The sequence below is a fragment of the Myceligenerans cantabricum genome (assembly GCF_054777735.1).
In genome coordinates this window covers 49,427-64,315 of sequence record NZ_BAAHAJ010000008.1, presented here as the reverse complement: position 1 = coordinate 64,315, position 14,889 = coordinate 49,427, and the positions used below count along the sequence as shown (strand labels likewise).

Below are 14,889 nucleotides of genomic sequence, written 5' to 3'. Positions count from 1 at the left end.
GCATAGTCTGAGGCCACCCGACGGAAGGACCGAGGCCATGGACCTGACCAAGCACGCCCACGCGTGCGTGAGCCTGGACAAGGACGGAGGCCGGCTCGTGGTCGACCCTGGTGCGTTCACGCCGGACGCCGCGCAGGTGGTCGCCGCGGCCGACGCGGTGCTGATCACCCACGAGCACGCCGACCACGTCGACGAGGACGTGATCACCGCTGCCCTGGCCACCCGTCCGGGGCTGACCGTCCACGGCCCGGACGCCGTGGTGAGCCGGTGGCGCGGCGAGCACCCCGGCCAGGTCGTCGCGGTGGCCGGCAGCGACCGGTTCACGACCGCGGGGTTCGACGTCGTCGCGCACGGCGCCACGCACGCGGAGATCCACACCGACATCCCCCGCCCGGCGAACGTCGGCTACCTGATCGACGACACCGTCTACCACCCCGGCGACGCGTACCACGTCCCGTCCGCGGCGGTCGGCACGCTCCTCCTGCCGACCAGCGGCCCCTGGACCAAGCTGAGCCTGGCGGCGGACTACGTGCGCGCGGTCCGGCCCGGGCGGCTCGTCCAGATCCACGAGGCCATGCTCAGCGAGATCGGGCAGCAGGCCACGGCACGGTTCCTCAGCCCCGCGATGCTGACCGAGGTTCCCCTGACGATCCTTCCGCCCGGCACGACCATCACGCTCTGACTCAGCACGGTCCAGCGGGAGGACCGCCCACCGGACGAGGTCCTGCCTCGTCGCCGAGAGGTCGGTCTCGTCCAGGGCGCCGACGAAGTGCTGCACGCCGGCCGCAAGAACAGGAGCATCCTTCCCGGGAAGGCACCTGCCGGCCGGGTGGTCCAGGTGCTGGGCTCGGGCCGGGGCGATGCCGTTCCGGTAGCCCCCACCGCGGCCTGCAGCCGGGACCTGACGCCGTCGGACATTCCCCGTTCGCGGCGCTCCCGTGCAATCAAGAATTCCTTGAATCCGACGATATTCAGCTCAGATCTCGTGTGACCTGGCGAGCCAGGTTTCGGCGCATTTGTTTCCGATCCGATCGGCTCCTCCGGCAGTGCTGACAATTTGACCTCTGACCCAGCCTGACTTTCGTGTCGTACCGGCATGTCGGAGGCGGTCGTGAATGGCATTCGGCCGATTTGCGTCGCGCGCGGCCAGGGTCGTCGATATCGACGAATGGCGGATCTCGGCTGAGCGCGGGCTGGCGGCCGACGCCCTCGACGCACCGCGAAACGTGGGTCGGGGAGGGTCGACCTCGCCAGCGGTCGCCGGCCGGATCGCGGGGATTCTCCGCTCGCACGGCACGACGGCGCGCAAGCCAGATCATCGACCGGATCGACGAAAACAGTGCGATAAGGGCATCCTGCCGGAGATAGAGCCAGCCCTCTCAAGACAACCTTGTGCGCTCCGCCCTTTTTGAGGTGGGTAAATGCCTTTCGACATGCGGGCGAAGGAGCCCCGTTCTATGTTGAGTTGGCTTTGTCCGTTCAGTCGGCACTTGTTGCCGGTATCCAGGAGGACTCGTTTATGCGTACGTCACGACTCAGCGTTTTCGCCGCCAGTGCGGCCCTCGTCGGATTGCCCTTGGCGGCGGCGCCTGCCAGCGCCGATGACCACGTCGGCGAGCTCACCGCCGAGCTCACCCAGCTCAACGACTCGGGTGCCTCGGGAACGGCCTGGGCCATGGTCGACGGCACCACGGTCGAGGTCAAGGTCGAGACTCAGGGTCTGCTCGGGGACGCGCCGCATGCTCAGCACATCCACATCGGTGGGCAGAACACCTGCCCGTCCAACGACCAGGAGGGCAGCGGCTTCGAGGGCGCCCTGCAGACCACTGACGCGGCCGACCAGTACGGCGGCATCGCAGTGTCGCTGACCATGGAGCCGGGCGAGACCGGCCCGGACGCCGGGTTGGACGTCGACAACTTCCCCGTCGGGGCCAGCTACTCCTACTCGCGGACCATCGAGGTCTCCGACGAGGTGGCGCAGCAGATCGCGGCGGGTGACGGTGTCGTCGTCGTCCACGGTGTCGACCACGACGGCTCCGGCGCCTACGACGGCGACACGGAGTCCGACCTCGACCCGAGCCTGCCGTCCGAGGCGACCGACCCGGCCGCCTGCGGCGAGCTCAACGCTGCTCAGATGGATATGCCGGAGGGCGGCGTCGAGACCGGTGGGGTCGACACGTCGGGCATCGAGTACCCGGTCGCGCTCACCCTCGGCGCCCTGGCGCTGGGCCTCGGCGGTATCGGCCTCTTCGCCGCCCGCCGCCACACCACCAAGTGAAGCAGACGGTTTCTGGGCAGAACGGCGCACGCCGCCACCACTCTCCGGTGGTGGCGGCGTGCGCCGCGCTGCTCGTCGCCGGCGGCGGCGCCATGGGCTGGGCGGCCACACAACAGGTGGGACCGCCTGCGGCGCCGCCTCCGGCCACCGACGGAACGGAGGGCGACTCTCGCGCGCCGCGCTCAACAGCGTCGCCCGGGGTGCAGCCGCTGCCCGCCTCGCCGCCCGTCGCGGTACGCATCCCGGGCGTCGGCATCGAGTCGCCCGTCCACGGGCTCGGGCTCGACGAGCAGGGGAAGCTTCAGGTCCCCTCGGGGGAGCGCTACCACGAGGTCGCCTGGTACGACGGGTCGCCCACGCCCGGTGAGGTCGGCCCCGCCGTCCTTGAGGGGCACGTCACGGGCACCAGCTACGCCCCCTCGGTCTTCTTCGAGCTCGGGAACACCCGGAAGGGTGACCGGATCGAGGTCGACCGAGCAGACGGCAGCACGGCGACCTTCGACGTGACCGAGGTCAGGAGAAGCCCGAAGGACGACTTTCCTCGCATCGACGTCTACGGCGCGACCGACGGCCCCGAGCTGCGGGTCATCACCTGCGGCGGCACCTTCGACAAGGACGCCGGGCGGCACCTCGACAACGTGATCGTCTTCGCGAAGCTCGTCAAGGGCTGACCGTCCACGACGCCGTATGGCGCGCGATCGAAGGGCATCAGCTTCCGGAGTCGTGACCGTGGCCCTGATGGGTGTCGTGATCATGGGCAGGTCCCATCAGTACTCGAACCGGGAAGTCGTCGCTGTCGGCCGGGTATGTGTTGGCGGTGGTCGCTGTGTTCCACGTCCCCGGCACGGGCCCTGCGCGTCTCCCGCTGCCTCCCCGCTCTCGTCGTAGCGAGCGAGCCTCCCATCGCAACCCGATCGAGCCGTTCGCGTTGCACGAGCGGGCAGTTACCGGCCAGACGGCGAGCTGCGGCACGCCCGGTCAGGCAGCCGGACGCAGGACGCCCGAGACCTTGACGCTTCATTTATTTCACTCTATCGTGAGATGAATGAAGAGCGAGCAGGAGGCGGCGGGAGCCGCGATGCGACAGTTCGTCGAGGACATGGGCCTGGTGCTGGAGTCCGCCGGGCTGCCCCGAGCAGCCGGTCGCATCCTTGGACATCTCCTCGCCTGCGATCCGCCAGGCCAGCAGGCGCAGCAGATCGAGGAGGCGCTGGAGGCGAGCAGCGGGAGCGTGAGCACCAACCTGCGCATGCTCGTCCAGCTCGGATTCGTCGAGAAGATCGCGGTGCCCGGCGACCGGCGCGCCCACTACCGGGTCGGGCCCGAGGCGTGGGACGCCGTGATCAGCGACCAGCTCCGCGTGTCCGGCGCGCTGCGCCGGGTCGCGGAGAAGGGGCTGGAGGTCCTGTCCGGCGCGCCTGAGGAAGATCGGCGTCGGCTCCAGGACACGGTCGACTTCTTCACCTTCCTCGAAAAGCATCTGCCAGAGCTCATCCACCGCTACCACGACGAGAGGGCATGACCCATGGCCGAACCTGCGGTCCACACCCGGGCGCTGAGCAAGAAGTACGGGCACTTCACGGCGCTCGACTCCCTCGACCTGTCCGTGGAGCCAGGAGAGATCTTCGGGTTTCTCGGCCCCAACGGCGCCGGGAAGTCGACCACCATCCGGATGCTCCTCGACCAGATCCGTCCCAGTGCCGGACAGGCCAGCGTCCTGGGCCGCGACGTGCGGAGCGGCACCCTCGACATCCGCCGACGGGTCGGCTACGTGCCTGGCGACCTCGCGCTGTACCCGTCGATGACGGGTGCGCAGACGCTGCGCTACTTCGCCCGTCTGCGAGGCGGTGTCGAGCAGCGCAAGATCGACGAGCTGGCCGAACGGCTTCAGGCGGACCTGACCAAGAAGATCAGTGAGTACTCCACGGGTAACCGTCAGAAGATCGGTCTGATCCAGGCGTTCATGCACCAGCCCGACCTGCTGATCCTCGACGAGCCCAACTCCGGGCTCGATCCGCTCGTGCAGCAGGAGTTCATGGAGATGATGCGGGAGGTGCGCAGAGCGGGCCGGACCGTCTTCCTGTCGTCGCACACCCTGTCGGAGGTCGAGCGGGTCGCCGACCGCGTCGGCATCATCCGGCACGGCCGGCTGGTCGTGGTGGAGAGCGTCGAGGGCCTCAAGAAGAAGGCGGTGCGACGCCTCGACTTCGAGTTCGGGGTGCCGGTTCCTTCCACGCTGTTCGACGGCGTCGACGGGGTGCGCGACGTGCAGGCCCGCGAACGGAGCGTGTCAGTCTCGTTCGACGGGTCCGTCAACGGCGTGCTGCGTGCCGCCATGGAGCACGAGGTGGTCAACCTCCACAGCCGCGAGGCCGACCTGGAGGAGATCTTCCTGGCCTACTACCGCGACGAGGCCCCGGCGGGTGGCGCCGATGTCTCCTGACGTGCTGCGCCACGACCTGAGCGAACGGCGTACCGGCGTGCTCGTGCTCGGCCTGGCCCTCGGAGCCCTTTCCTTCTTCGCGCTGGCGATGTCGATCCCGATGGCCGACATGCTCGACGCCATCACCGACAACCTCACACCGGCGCTGCAGGCCTTCCTCGGGGCCGATACCCCCGGCGGCTACGTGGTCGGCGAGGTGTTCAACCTGATCGCACCGATCGCCGTCGTCGCCTATGCCGTCGCCGGCGGCGCCTCGATCCTCGCCGGTGAGGAACAAGGCAAGACCATGGGGATGCTCTTCTCCCACCCCGTGTCCCGAGCATCGATCCTCTGGGCGAAGGCCGGAACCCTCGCTCTGGCACTGACCGCGGCCGTGGCGATCTTCTGGGCCGGACTCGCCCTGGGTAGCCTGCTGTTCGACGTCGAGCTCTCCCTCGCGCAAGCCGGCGCCGGCAGTGTCCACCTGTTGTTCCTCGGCCTCGCCTTCGGCATGCTGGCCTTCGCCGTAGCAGCGGCAACCGGCCGACCCCAGATCGCCTCGGCCACCGCCGGGACGATCGCGGTCATCGCCTACTTCATGCAGGCCATGCTCCCCCTGGCCGGGTACGACACTGCCGCAGAAGCGAGCCCCTGGTACTACTACCTCGGCAGCGACCCCCTCAACGACGGCGTGGACCTCGTGCACCTGTTCGTCCTGGCAGGGATCGCAGCCATCGCCCTCGCCGTGGCCGCCTGGGCATTCCCCCGCCGAGACCTGAAGGGCTGAGCGATGACCATCACCGACACATCCGCCCCACGAGCATCAGCACCGCTACGGGCGATCGCAGCGCACGCCTTCGCCGCTCAGGTCAAGCTGCTGGCCATCTTCGCGTTCTACGCGATCGTGATGGGACTCGTGATCGGCCTGCTCTGGGAACCACTCCAAGACGCGTTCTCCTCGTTCGACATCCCGCCGACCCTCATGGAGATCCTGCCCGGCTCCGACCTGACGACAGCCGCCGGCTGGGCCAACGCAGAGCTCCTGTCCATGGTTGCCCCTGGCGGCATCATCGCCCTGGCCGTGATCAGCGGACTCCGCGCCACGGCTGCCGAGGAAGAAGCCAAGACTCTCGGCATGTCCTTGTCCGCTCCCGTGACACGCACCCGCTTCCTCACCGCCAAGGCGGTCGCCGTGTCCGGCTATGTGGTCATCATGGGTGCGATGGTCTACCTCGGGCTGGTGACCGCCGACGTGACCGGATCGCTCGACCTCTCGGAAGCCGGCATGGTCGCTGCCGCAGTGCACACGACCTTCTTGGGTCTGTTGTTCGCCGCGATCACCATCGCCGCCGGCGTCGTGACAGGGCGCCGGAAGCCCTCCATGGGCATCGCCGCAGGAATCGCCGGTCTCTCCTTCGCCGTGGCGTCGTTCTTCCCGCTCAGCGATTCCCTCGCCGACTGGGCGAAGCTGAGCCCCTGGTACCACTACAACGCCCACAACCCGCTCGTGGAAGGAGTCGACCCCACCTCCATCCTCGTCCTCACGATCGCGACGATCGCGGTGGGCGCCGTGGCGTTCATACAGTTCCCCCGCAGAGAGCTCCGCGGCTAGCGACGCGAACAGCGACACCGGGCCGCGCCCCGCGGCCGGTGTGTCGAGGCCCGGGTCCCGTGGAGACTGGGTGAGTGGTTTCCAGGCCCGCCGCGGGCGGGTCGGCCGCAGCGTGCAGGGCTATTTGCTCAGCGGGTGGATGGACGGGGATCAAGTCCGGGAAGCTCTCGGCGCGCACACGCCACTCTTTCTGGACAGTAGATCAAGTCCTCAGACTCCAAAGGCCGCGGAAACCTTGAGTCTCCGCGGCCCGTGAGTCGGGGTGACTGGATTCGAACCAGCGACCCTCTGCTCCCAAAGCAGATGCGCTACCAAGCTGCGCCACACCCCGCGCGCCCGGCGGGCCGGGCGAGAGCAAGTGTAGTGCCACTGGTCACGGTCGCGAGAACGACGCGGCGACGACCCGCCGGACCGACCGTTGTGACGGATCGCCGTCCCCGAGGCGGCACGAGACGCTGCACGTTTGCTATCGTGAGCGCGCGGTTCGACGGCGGTACGGTGCGCTCGGAGGGGTTGCCCCAACCATGGCACATACCGTCGTCGGGACCCGCGCGGGCGTAGCTCAATGGTAGAGCCTCAGTCTTCCAAACTGATTACGCGGGTTCGATTCCCGTCGCCCGCTCGCGATGCGGACGGGCAGGTCAGAGGCTGTTTCTGACCTGCCCGTCGCGTGCTCCGCGGGGCTTGGAAGCTCTTCTCCAAGCCCGTATACACCCTCAGGCCTCGGCCGCAGCCGAGACGAGCGCCGTCCCGCGACAGATCCGCTCCGGCGCTACCGCCCGGTAGGACCGCACCGCCAGCACCAACGTCGAGGTAGCGAGTCGGGTCACGACCGGCCACGATAGACTCCGCTGGAGGTGACTATGAGAGCAGTGGTATATGACATGTTCGGCCCGCCGGACGTGCTTCGAGTCAAAGAGGTCGAGAAGCCCGTTCCCGGGGACGACGAAGTCCTCATCAGGGTCCATGCGACGACCGTGACATCGGCATGCGCCGACCATAGTCGCCGATCAGTGGCGCGATGACAGACGCGTTCGCCGCTCGACCGAGGGATCACCCTCAGTCGAGGAAGGTCACCTCGACCAGCTTGCACTGCCGCTCCCAGTCCTCCAGCCGCACCGGCTGGGCCAGGGTGCCCGGGTTGGACGGTTGGTTGAGGTCTTCCACCATCTCGCCGAGCACCGCATGACGCTCCTGCACGTCGGTGACCGGCCGCGCGGTGGCGCGCAGGTCCGCTCGCACGCCGTGCTTGAGGTGGAAGGTGAACTCGGGGTTCGCCACCAGGTTCACGTACCAGCTGGGTGAGATCACCGTGCCGCTGCACAGGTAGGTACGACCCGCCACGTGGTAGAAGAAGATCTCGATCCGCCGCGGCAGCCCCGTGCGCCGCCCCGTGGTGGTGATGTCGACGAGGCGTTGCCGGGTGGTGGCGGCGGGCGTGATCTGGATCGCCGCCCGGATCGCGGGATCCATCAGGCCGCCTCGTACTGCAGGGCGGGCCCCAGCAGCAGGCCGCCGTCGACGACGAACTCCGAGCCGGTCGCGTACGACGCGTCGTCGGACGCGAGGAAAAGGACGAGGCGGGAGATGTCCTCGGGCTGCCCGACGCGCGGGATCGCGAACGGGTCCGGCGAGTAGAAGTCGGATATCGGGCGCCCACCCGGTTCGGCCGGGGTGTTGATCAAGGGTGTGGAGACGACGCCGGGGTGGACCGAGTTGACCCGGATCCCGTCCCGGCCGAGCTCGAGCGCAGCGGTCCTGGTCAGTCCGCGTACCGCCCACTTGCTGGCGGTGTAGGCAGAGTAGTGCGCCGTACCCACGTTGCCCATGACCGATGCGATGTTCACGATCGAGCCTCCGCCGCCGTCACGCATCGACGGCGTCACAGCACGGATACCGAGGAACTGGCCCGTCACGTTGACGTCCATGGCACGCCTGAACGTGCCAAGCCCGGTGTGCTCGATCGGTGCCGCCGCGTGCTGCAGCCCTGCGTTGTTCACCAGGACGGACACCGGCCCGAAGCGATCCTCGGCCGCCGTGACCGCTGCCGACCACTGCGCCTCGCTGGTGACGTCCAGCCGCACGTTCAGGGCCCTCGGGCCCAGCTCCGCGACGAGCTGTTCGCCGCGCTCCACGTCGCGGTCGGCGACCACGACGTTGGCGCCCTCTGCGTGAAAGGCGCGGGCATGGCTGCTCCCCATGCCGCCCCCCGCACCGGTGACGACGACTGTCCTGCCCTCGAATCGCTGCACGGACGGAACCCTTTCGCTAGATGCGAGTCGGTTGACTCACCTTGCAATCAAGGTACGGCGCACCGTGAGGTGAGTCAAGTGACTCACCTCGCATCGTGCGGCATCATGGGCTCATGGCCACGGGCACCGGGACGTATCACGAGCAGCTCGCGCTGCAGAAGCGCACGGCGATCATCGGCGCCGCCACCACACTGTTCATGGGCGACGGCTACGCCGGCACGTCGCTGGCCGGCGTGGCCGAGGCCGCGCAGGTGTCCAAGGCCACGCTGTTCAAGCAGTTCCCCACCAAGGCGCGCCTGTTCGAGGCGATCGTCACCGAGCACTGGAACCCGGACGACGACGAGCAGCCCGCGCCTCGGCCCGGGGATCTCGAGCGCGGCCTGCGGGAGTACGGCCGCCGGTACGCGACGCTCATGTCCCGGCCGGAGATGATCGGCCTCTACCGCATCGTCATCGCCGAGATGCCCCGATTCCCCACGCTCGCCAGGACCCACTTCGACCTCGGCAAACTGCCCTTCTTCGAGTCCGTCCGGCGCTACCTCACCGCGGAGTGCGGCGCCGGAACGGCGCGCATCGAGGACCCGACGATGGCCACCACCCAGTTCATGGGCATGATCTCGAACTATGTCTTCTGGCCGCGACTGCTCGTCAGCGGCTGGTCCCCCGGTGTCGCCGAGGTGAACGCCGCGGTCGACGACGCGGTCGACACCATGACCGCGCGCTACGGCGTGCCCTAGGCACCGAGCCCGGCCGCGACGTCGCCGACCGACGGTGCCGCGACGGTGCCGCGGCGCGCGGACCAGGCAGCCGGTGACACGACTTGCCGGGAAGGGTGTTGCACGACTTGTGTGGATGTGTACTGTATGGCGCAGCCGCACCCGGAGAGCTGCTGACCAGCAGGTTTGCCGCGTTCCCGGAGTTGGGTGGCGATGTTCCGCGTGCACTGCTGAGAGTCCCCCGTCTCTTCCAGATGATGGAACCCTGATGCCTGATGCGGTACCGAGCAACGAAGCATGGACCGAGCGCCGCAGGATCTTCGAGGAGGCCGCCGACGGTGGCCCCGATGCTGTGGCGCAAGCACTGAACACTGTTCGTGAGCGCAAAGGGCTGAGCTACGGTCAGCTGAGCAAGATGGCTGCTCTTGCCGGGAAGACGACGATCCAGAACTGGCTGACGGCTGCGTCCGTGCCTCAGGCGGGCAACCGTGAGTCGTTCGACAAGCTGCTGGACGTTCTCGACGTGGTCGACACGCCTGATGCTCGTGGTGGTGTCGGTCACGACGACTGGTGGGATGCTCTGCGTCCGGCGAGACACGGCTGGGCCCGCAGGTCGGGCGTCGATTCTCCGTATCCTGGCGTGCGGCCGTTCGATCTGGAGACCGCACGGTCCTTCCCCGGGCGGGCGGCGGTGGTCGACGGGCTACGTGCACGGATCCGGCGACGGCTGGACGGTGCGGAGCGGCCGCTGCTGCTGGTGACCGGTCGTTCCGGGATCGGCAAGTCGTCTCTGGTGGCCGCCGCGGTGCGGGGACTGGGCGTCGAGGACCAGGCGCCCGTGATCGTCACGCCGTCGCCGTCGGCCGTCACGGCACTGGCATCGGTGCGCGCCGCGGAACAGGCCGCGCCCGCGGTGCTGGTCCTGGATCAGGCGGAGTCGTTGTGGTCCGGGGACGACGAGGACGAGCGCGCCGAGATCCTGCGGGCCGTCACCGAGATCCAGGAACAGCGCGAGCGGTTCGCCGTGGTGATGATCCTGCGGTCGGACGGGATCGAGCTGGCGTCGGACAACGCGACGTTGCGTGCTGCCCTGGAGCATGCGCATCACGTGGTCGGGCCGATCACTCGCGACGACGCGCGGCAGATCATCGTGGGCCCCACCGGTGACAGCGGGATCACGGTCGACCCAGGCCTGGTGGACGTGATCCTGAAGGATGCCGGGGCCGATCCGGCGTTGTCGGACCGGGCCGCGGTCAAGGCTCTGGCGGGGGCGCTTCCGCTGTTGTCGCAGACGATGCGCAGCCTCTGGGAGCAGCGAGCCTTGGCGGACCGGATCACGCTCGCCGACTACGCGCGGGTCGGGGGCGTGACGACGTCGATCCAGGCTGCCGGGGAGTCGGCCTACGAGCAGCTCTCCAGCGCCGCGCGAGAGGTCTGGTGGCCGGTGCTGCGAGAGATGATCCGTGTGGAGTCAGACGGCGTCGGACGTCGCACCGTCTCCTACGAACGATTCGCTGATCCCGCCTCGATCGAGGTCGTGCGCACGCTGCGCGACGCGCACCTGCTCATGAGCGACGGTGACGGCGTCACGATCGGCCACGAGTACCTCCTGACCGCCTGGCCACGACTGGCCAAGGAGCTTGATTCCGTCCGGAACTGGAGCGACGCACGCCGTCGGCTCGCCGGATACTCCTCCCTCTGGGAGGACGCCGGACGTCCCGCGGACATGCTCGCCACCGGCACGGCGCTGAGCGTCCTCGCCGCAGGGCAGAACCCGGCGGACGGCGACGGCCGGGACGACGGCGACCTCACCGGCAGCGAGCGGGAGTTCCTCGCAGCGGTCGAGGACGCACGAGACGAGCAGCTCCGTGCGTCCCGGCGGGAGAACACACGCCTGCGGAGACAGACTCGCCGGCTGCGCATCGCGACCCTCACCGCGTCCGCTCTCGTGGTGGTCGCCATGATCTCCGCGGTGACGGCGGGCGCGGTCGTGGCGAGCCTGAACGACGCGCGCACCGCCACGAGCGTCGCCGAGACGGCCGACAACGCACGTGACATCGAAGCCACGCTGCCGGCGCAGGCCGCCCAGCTCGCGATCGCCGGGTACTCGATGCACGACACGCCCCAGACACGGTCGACCCTGCTCTCTCTGACCGCCACGGCGCATCCGCGCCGCCTCGTCGGCGCGGCGGGGCCCGGCACCCTGGCTGCGGCCGGCGACGTGATCGTCGAAGGCGGCACGAACTCCCCGATCAAGGTGCTCGCCCCGGACTCGGGGGAGGTGCTGCAGACGATCGAGGCGCCCTCGTCGCACGTCTACGCTCTTGACGTCGTCGATGCCGGTGAGCGACGCCTGCTCGCGGCCAGCGGCGAGGACGTCTCGGGAGACTCCGGGCAGGGTTGCGTCTGGGACGTCTCCGACCTCTCTGCGGACCCGCAGCGGCTCGGTTGCGTCGAGACCCTGTCGAAGTCCGACTCCGCGACGATCCTTCCTGACGGCAGCGGGGCCTTGTTCGGTGGCGCGGACGGCACGATCCAGCGCCTGGGGATCGACGGCGGGCAGGCCTCCGACCTCGGCCCGATCCCGGGACCGCAGCGTGACGACGAGCAGCCGCCCGCCCCCGTCCTGGGGCTGGACGCCGCCGGCAGGACCGTGGTCGCCGCCGGCGGCGACGGCGTGCTGGCCACGCTCACCGATCCCCTCGGACGGGCACGATGGTCGCGCCCGTTGGAGGTGCCACCGGCCTTGTCGGTCAGACTCTCGGCCGACGGCGAGCGATTCGCCGTTCCGACCACCCAGGCCACCGTCACCGTGGGATCCGTCGGCAGGAACGGGCGCCTGACGGTGACCGGGACCGCTACCGGGTTCGAGTCCTGGGTCAACCAGGTCGCGTTCCTCGCGGACGAAGGGATCGCCGCGGTCAGCTCGGACCAGACCCTGCGGTTCTTCACCTCCGACGGCGGCGCACCCACACACACCCGCGTGCTGGCCTCCATCCCGACTGCCGTGGCGGTCACGGACACGGTCGTGGCGACCTATGAGACCGGTGGGGTCACCATGCTCTGGCCGCAAGAGTCCTTCCCCGAACCCGATGCACGCGGCCGTGTCTTCGCCGTCGAGACGGACGCCGTCGACAGCACGATCGTCGCGACCGTCGGCGCCGACGACGGGCTGCTCCGCGTGGACCGCGTCGAGTCCGACGGGTCACGAACCTCGCTCGACGTCCCCGACACACCCGTTCAGACACCCTACGCGGTGGACGTCTCGCCCGACGGCGAGTACGTCGCCAGTGCGGGAGACGGCCACCTGCAGATCTGGCGGGTCGACGACACCGCGCTCAGCGAACCCACCAGCACCGAGGTCGCTCCCGACGACTCCAACATCGTCGGCGCGACCTACTCCCCCGACGGAACACGCATCGCGCTGATCGACGCCCAGGGCCCCTCGCTGATCGTGTACGACATCGAGGCGGACCCTGCCGACGACGGCGCGGGTGCTCGCCTCACCAGGAGCGCGACGATCCCGGTGAACACCGGCTACGTCGCCTTCACGGACGACGACACTCTCCTGGTCACCGACGAGGACAACGTCGTCGACGACGACGTCGTCACCTGGCGGCTGGTGCTGTGGGACCTGTCCGCGGACCGCGAGACCGGGTCCGTCCAGATGGGCGACCAGCGCACCGTGGCGCTCGCCGCCCGCCCCGACCATCCAGGGCAGGTGGCCTTCGCGACCGAGAGCCGCGAGGCCGGCATCCTCGACCTCACCGACCCCGCCGCACCCCACGTGCTCTCCCGGATCTCCCAGCTCACCGACACGCCACGCGACATCGCCTTCGACTCCGCCGGAGCCCGCATCGTGATCGCCACGGCCAGCAGCGTCGAGACCCGCACCGCCAGCGACGACGGGCAGGAGATCTCCGAACCCGAGCTCCGCCTCGTCGGACCGCTGCGCACCCAGATCGCCGACGCCGCCTTCCTCGACAACGACTCCCGCATGGTCGCCTCCACCTACAGCGGCCGGCTCTGGTGGTGGGACCTCAGCCCGGAACGCGCCATCAACACCATCTGCTCGAGCATCGGGACGCCGATCACCCTCACCGAAGCGCAAGCCCTCGCACCCGCCGTCCCCGACGACACCCGCATCTGCCAGGACCCGGCCGTTCGGGATCGTTCGGACTCCACGAAACCCGCCGATCAACGCTCTGACCTGGGATAGCGTCCAGATCGTCCCCGGGAAGCACCGAGCGGATCGCCGGCGGCTCCCCATGACCCTCGTCTGAAGGAGAAAGCGGATGGCCTGTGCCTGCGTGGCTGCGGACACGCCCAAGTGCAAGTGGTGCCTCGAGGCGGAACGCTTCGGCCACTCGACATCTCGTCACAGCTGCCAGTGGGGCAGCTGCTCGTAACGGACCGACCACCGCGACGACGGGCCCGACGGCTCGTCCCGTCGCTCGACACCACGACGCCGCCGGGCGCGACCGGCTCCCTGCCCGCGTGTGCGAGAGTGGCGCCATGCCGTCCCCGCAAGCGCTCGGCGAGGCCGACCGCCGGCTCGTGTCCCTGTGGGCCGCGGACTGCGCGGAGCGCGTTCTCGCCCTGTTCGAGGCCGAGGCACCGGCAGACGACCGCCCGCGAGACGGCATAGCACGGGCGCGGGCGTTCGGCCGCGGTGAGCTCAGCGCTGCCGGCGAGATTCGTCGCCGCTTCGTCGCGGGCCGGGGAGCCCGGTCGGCGACGACTCCCGCCGCGGTGGCGGCCGCCCGGTCGGCCGGCCAGGCATCGGGGGTCGCCCACATGGGCGCGCACGCCCTGGGCGCGGCGGCCTACGCCGCGAAGGCCGCCGCGCTGGCCGCGCCGGACCGGACGGATGCCCGCGACCACGAGGTCCGCTGGCAGCTCGGCCACATGACGGCGGAGGTCCGTACCGCGCTCCGTCGCCTCCCCGGGCTGGGAGAGAGCTCGGCCGGGCCGCTGGGGTCGGGGCTGCTCGCCTCCGGCGTGCTCGCGACGACGATCCGTGAGATCCAGGCTGAGCTGTCTCCGCTCTGACCCGGTCGCCCGACCGGGCCGGCGCTGACCGCCGCGCGGACTGCGGGCAGACGCCGGTTCAGAGCGCCCGCGCCCGGCCCGCACCCGCGGCGGCGAGCGCGACGGCACAACCCGCCGCGACCGCCACCGTCTCCACCATGGCGTATCCCGGGTCGGCCGGGGTGGTCGTGAGCTGGAGCGCGCCGGTGGCCAGCACGAACCCGACGGCTGTCCCCGCGGCCAGGGCCATGCCCCAGGCCCGCGCGAGGGCGGCGAAGCCGACGACGATCAGCACGAGGTGCACCGCCTCGAGCCCGGTGAGCCCGAGCATCGTCACCACGACGACGAACACCGGCGCGAGCACCCGCCCCCGCACCGACCCGTCCCAGGGCAGCTCCGCCCACAGCACGGCCGCCGCCACCAGGCTCGCCGCCGAGAGCGCCACCGACGGCACCGACAGCCAGGACGAGCCCGTGACCAGCAGCGCGACCGATACGACGATCGCCGCCCAGAAGACGACCGCGAACGCGACGGGCCGTTCGGGCGCGCTGAGCAGGTACGGCAACCGAGGCATGGCC

Annotated in this window: 14 protein-coding genes and 2 tRNA genes; 11 read left to right on the top strand and 5 right to left on the bottom strand. The window is 69.8% G+C overall.

Annotation, left to right across the window (positions count from 1 at the left end; all coding sequences use genetic code 11):
• Positions 1-37 precede the first annotated feature (37 nt).
• From ACYU96_RS07480 to ACYU96_RS07450, 7 genes are all read left to right on the top strand, one after another.
• Entirely contained in the window at positions 38-682 is a 645-nt protein-coding gene (locus ACYU96_RS07480) for an MBL fold metallo-hydrolase (protein ID WP_460751057.1), read from the top strand.
• An 894-nt stretch (positions 683-1,576) separates the two neighbouring features.
• On the top strand, positions 1,577-2,278 hold the full coding sequence (locus tag ACYU96_RS07475) for a CHRD domain-containing protein (RefSeq protein WP_460751054.1): 702 nt from the start codon (positions 1,577-1,579) through the stop codon (positions 2,276-2,278).
• Positions 2,279-2,328: 50 nt separating this feature from the next.
• Positions 2,329-2,949, top strand: coding sequence for a class F sortase (locus ACYU96_RS07470; protein WP_460751052.1), 621 nt, complete (start codon positions 2,329-2,331; stop codon positions 2,947-2,949).
• 374 nt (positions 2,950-3,323) lie between these two features.
• A complete protein-coding gene (locus ACYU96_RS07465) occupies positions 3,324-3,800 on the top strand; it encodes a GbsR/MarR family transcriptional regulator (RefSeq protein WP_460751050.1) in 477 nt (158 codons plus the stop codon).
• 3 nt (positions 3,801-3,803) lie between these two features.
• Positions 3,804-4,721, top strand: a complete 918-nt coding sequence (locus tag ACYU96_RS07460; RefSeq protein WP_460751047.1) for an ABC transporter ATP-binding protein — start codon at positions 3,804-3,806, stop codon at positions 4,719-4,721.
• Positions 4,711-5,487: an ABC transporter permease subunit gene (locus ACYU96_RS07455; protein ID WP_460751044.1), complete on the top strand. Its 777-nt coding sequence runs from the start codon at positions 4,711-4,713 to the stop codon at positions 5,485-5,487. Before ACYU96_RS07460 ends, ACYU96_RS07455 begins: the two co-directional genes overlap by 11 nt.
• A gap of 3 nt (positions 5,488-5,490) precedes the next feature.
• Positions 5,491-6,312 carry an ABC transporter permease subunit gene (locus ACYU96_RS07450; protein WP_460751041.1) on the top strand — a complete coding sequence of 274 codons (822 nt, stop codon included), beginning with the start codon at positions 5,491-5,493 and terminating at the stop codon, positions 6,310-6,312.
• A gap of 257 nt (positions 6,313-6,569) precedes the next feature.
• Here ACYU96_RS07450 and ACYU96_RS07445 read toward each other — a convergent pair.
• A tRNA-Pro gene (locus ACYU96_RS07445) sits at positions 6,570-6,643 on the bottom strand.
• A gap of 220 nt (positions 6,644-6,863) precedes the next feature.
• On the opposite strand from ACYU96_RS07445, the gene ACYU96_RS07440 reads away from it, so the two are divergent.
• Positions 6,864-6,934 (top strand) — tRNA-Gly (locus tag ACYU96_RS07440).
• Between the two features lie 94 nt (positions 6,935-7,028).
• Here the strand turns inward: ACYU96_RS07440 and ACYU96_RS07435 are convergent.
• The 3 genes from ACYU96_RS07435 to ACYU96_RS07425 all read right to left on the bottom strand — a co-directional run bounded on the left by ACYU96_RS07435 (position 7,029) and on the right by ACYU96_RS07425 (position 8,564).
• Complete coding sequence (locus tag ACYU96_RS07435; protein ID WP_460751038.1) at positions 7,029-7,280, bottom strand: hypothetical protein; 252 nt, start codon at positions 7,278-7,280, stop codon at positions 7,029-7,031.
• 91 nt (positions 7,281-7,371) lie between these two features.
• Entirely contained in the window at positions 7,372-7,785 is a 414-nt protein-coding gene (locus ACYU96_RS07430) for a nitroreductase/quinone reductase family protein (protein ID WP_460751035.1), read from the bottom strand.
• Positions 7,785-8,564 carry a glucose 1-dehydrogenase gene (locus ACYU96_RS07425; protein WP_460751032.1) on the bottom strand — a complete coding sequence of 260 codons (780 nt, stop codon included), beginning with the start codon at positions 8,562-8,564 and terminating at the stop codon, positions 7,785-7,787. The genes ACYU96_RS07430 and ACYU96_RS07425 overlap by 1 nt, the downstream gene beginning before the upstream one ends.
• Positions 8,565-8,677: 113 nt before the next feature.
• Between ACYU96_RS07425 and ACYU96_RS07420 the strand changes: the two genes are divergently transcribed.
• The 3 genes from ACYU96_RS07420 (at position 8,678) to ACYU96_RS07410 (ending at position 14,332) form a co-directional block, all read left to right on the top strand.
• Positions 8,678-9,301, top strand: coding sequence for a TetR/AcrR family transcriptional regulator (locus tag ACYU96_RS07420; RefSeq protein WP_460751029.1), 624 nt, complete (start codon positions 8,678-8,680; stop codon positions 9,299-9,301).
• 247 nt (positions 9,302-9,548) lie between these two features.
• Positions 9,549-13,499 carry an NACHT and WD repeat domain-containing protein gene (locus ACYU96_RS07415; RefSeq protein ID WP_460751026.1) on the top strand — a complete coding sequence of 1,317 codons (3,951 nt, stop codon included), beginning with the start codon at positions 9,549-9,551 and terminating at the stop codon, positions 13,497-13,499.
• Between the two features lie 296 nt (positions 13,500-13,795).
• On the top strand, positions 13,796-14,332 hold the full coding sequence (locus tag ACYU96_RS07410; protein ID WP_460751023.1) for a putative immunity protein: 537 nt from the start codon (positions 13,796-13,798) through the stop codon (positions 14,330-14,332).
• Positions 14,333-14,390: 58 nt separating this feature from the next.
• Here ACYU96_RS07410 and ACYU96_RS07405 read toward each other — a convergent pair whose 3' ends face one another.
• The gene (locus ACYU96_RS07405) at positions 14,391-14,885 is read right to left on the bottom strand and encodes a hypothetical protein (protein ID WP_460751021.1); all 495 of its coding nucleotides are present in this window, start codon (positions 14,883-14,885) and stop codon (positions 14,391-14,393) included.
• Between the last annotated feature and the right edge of the window lie 4 nt (positions 14,886-14,889).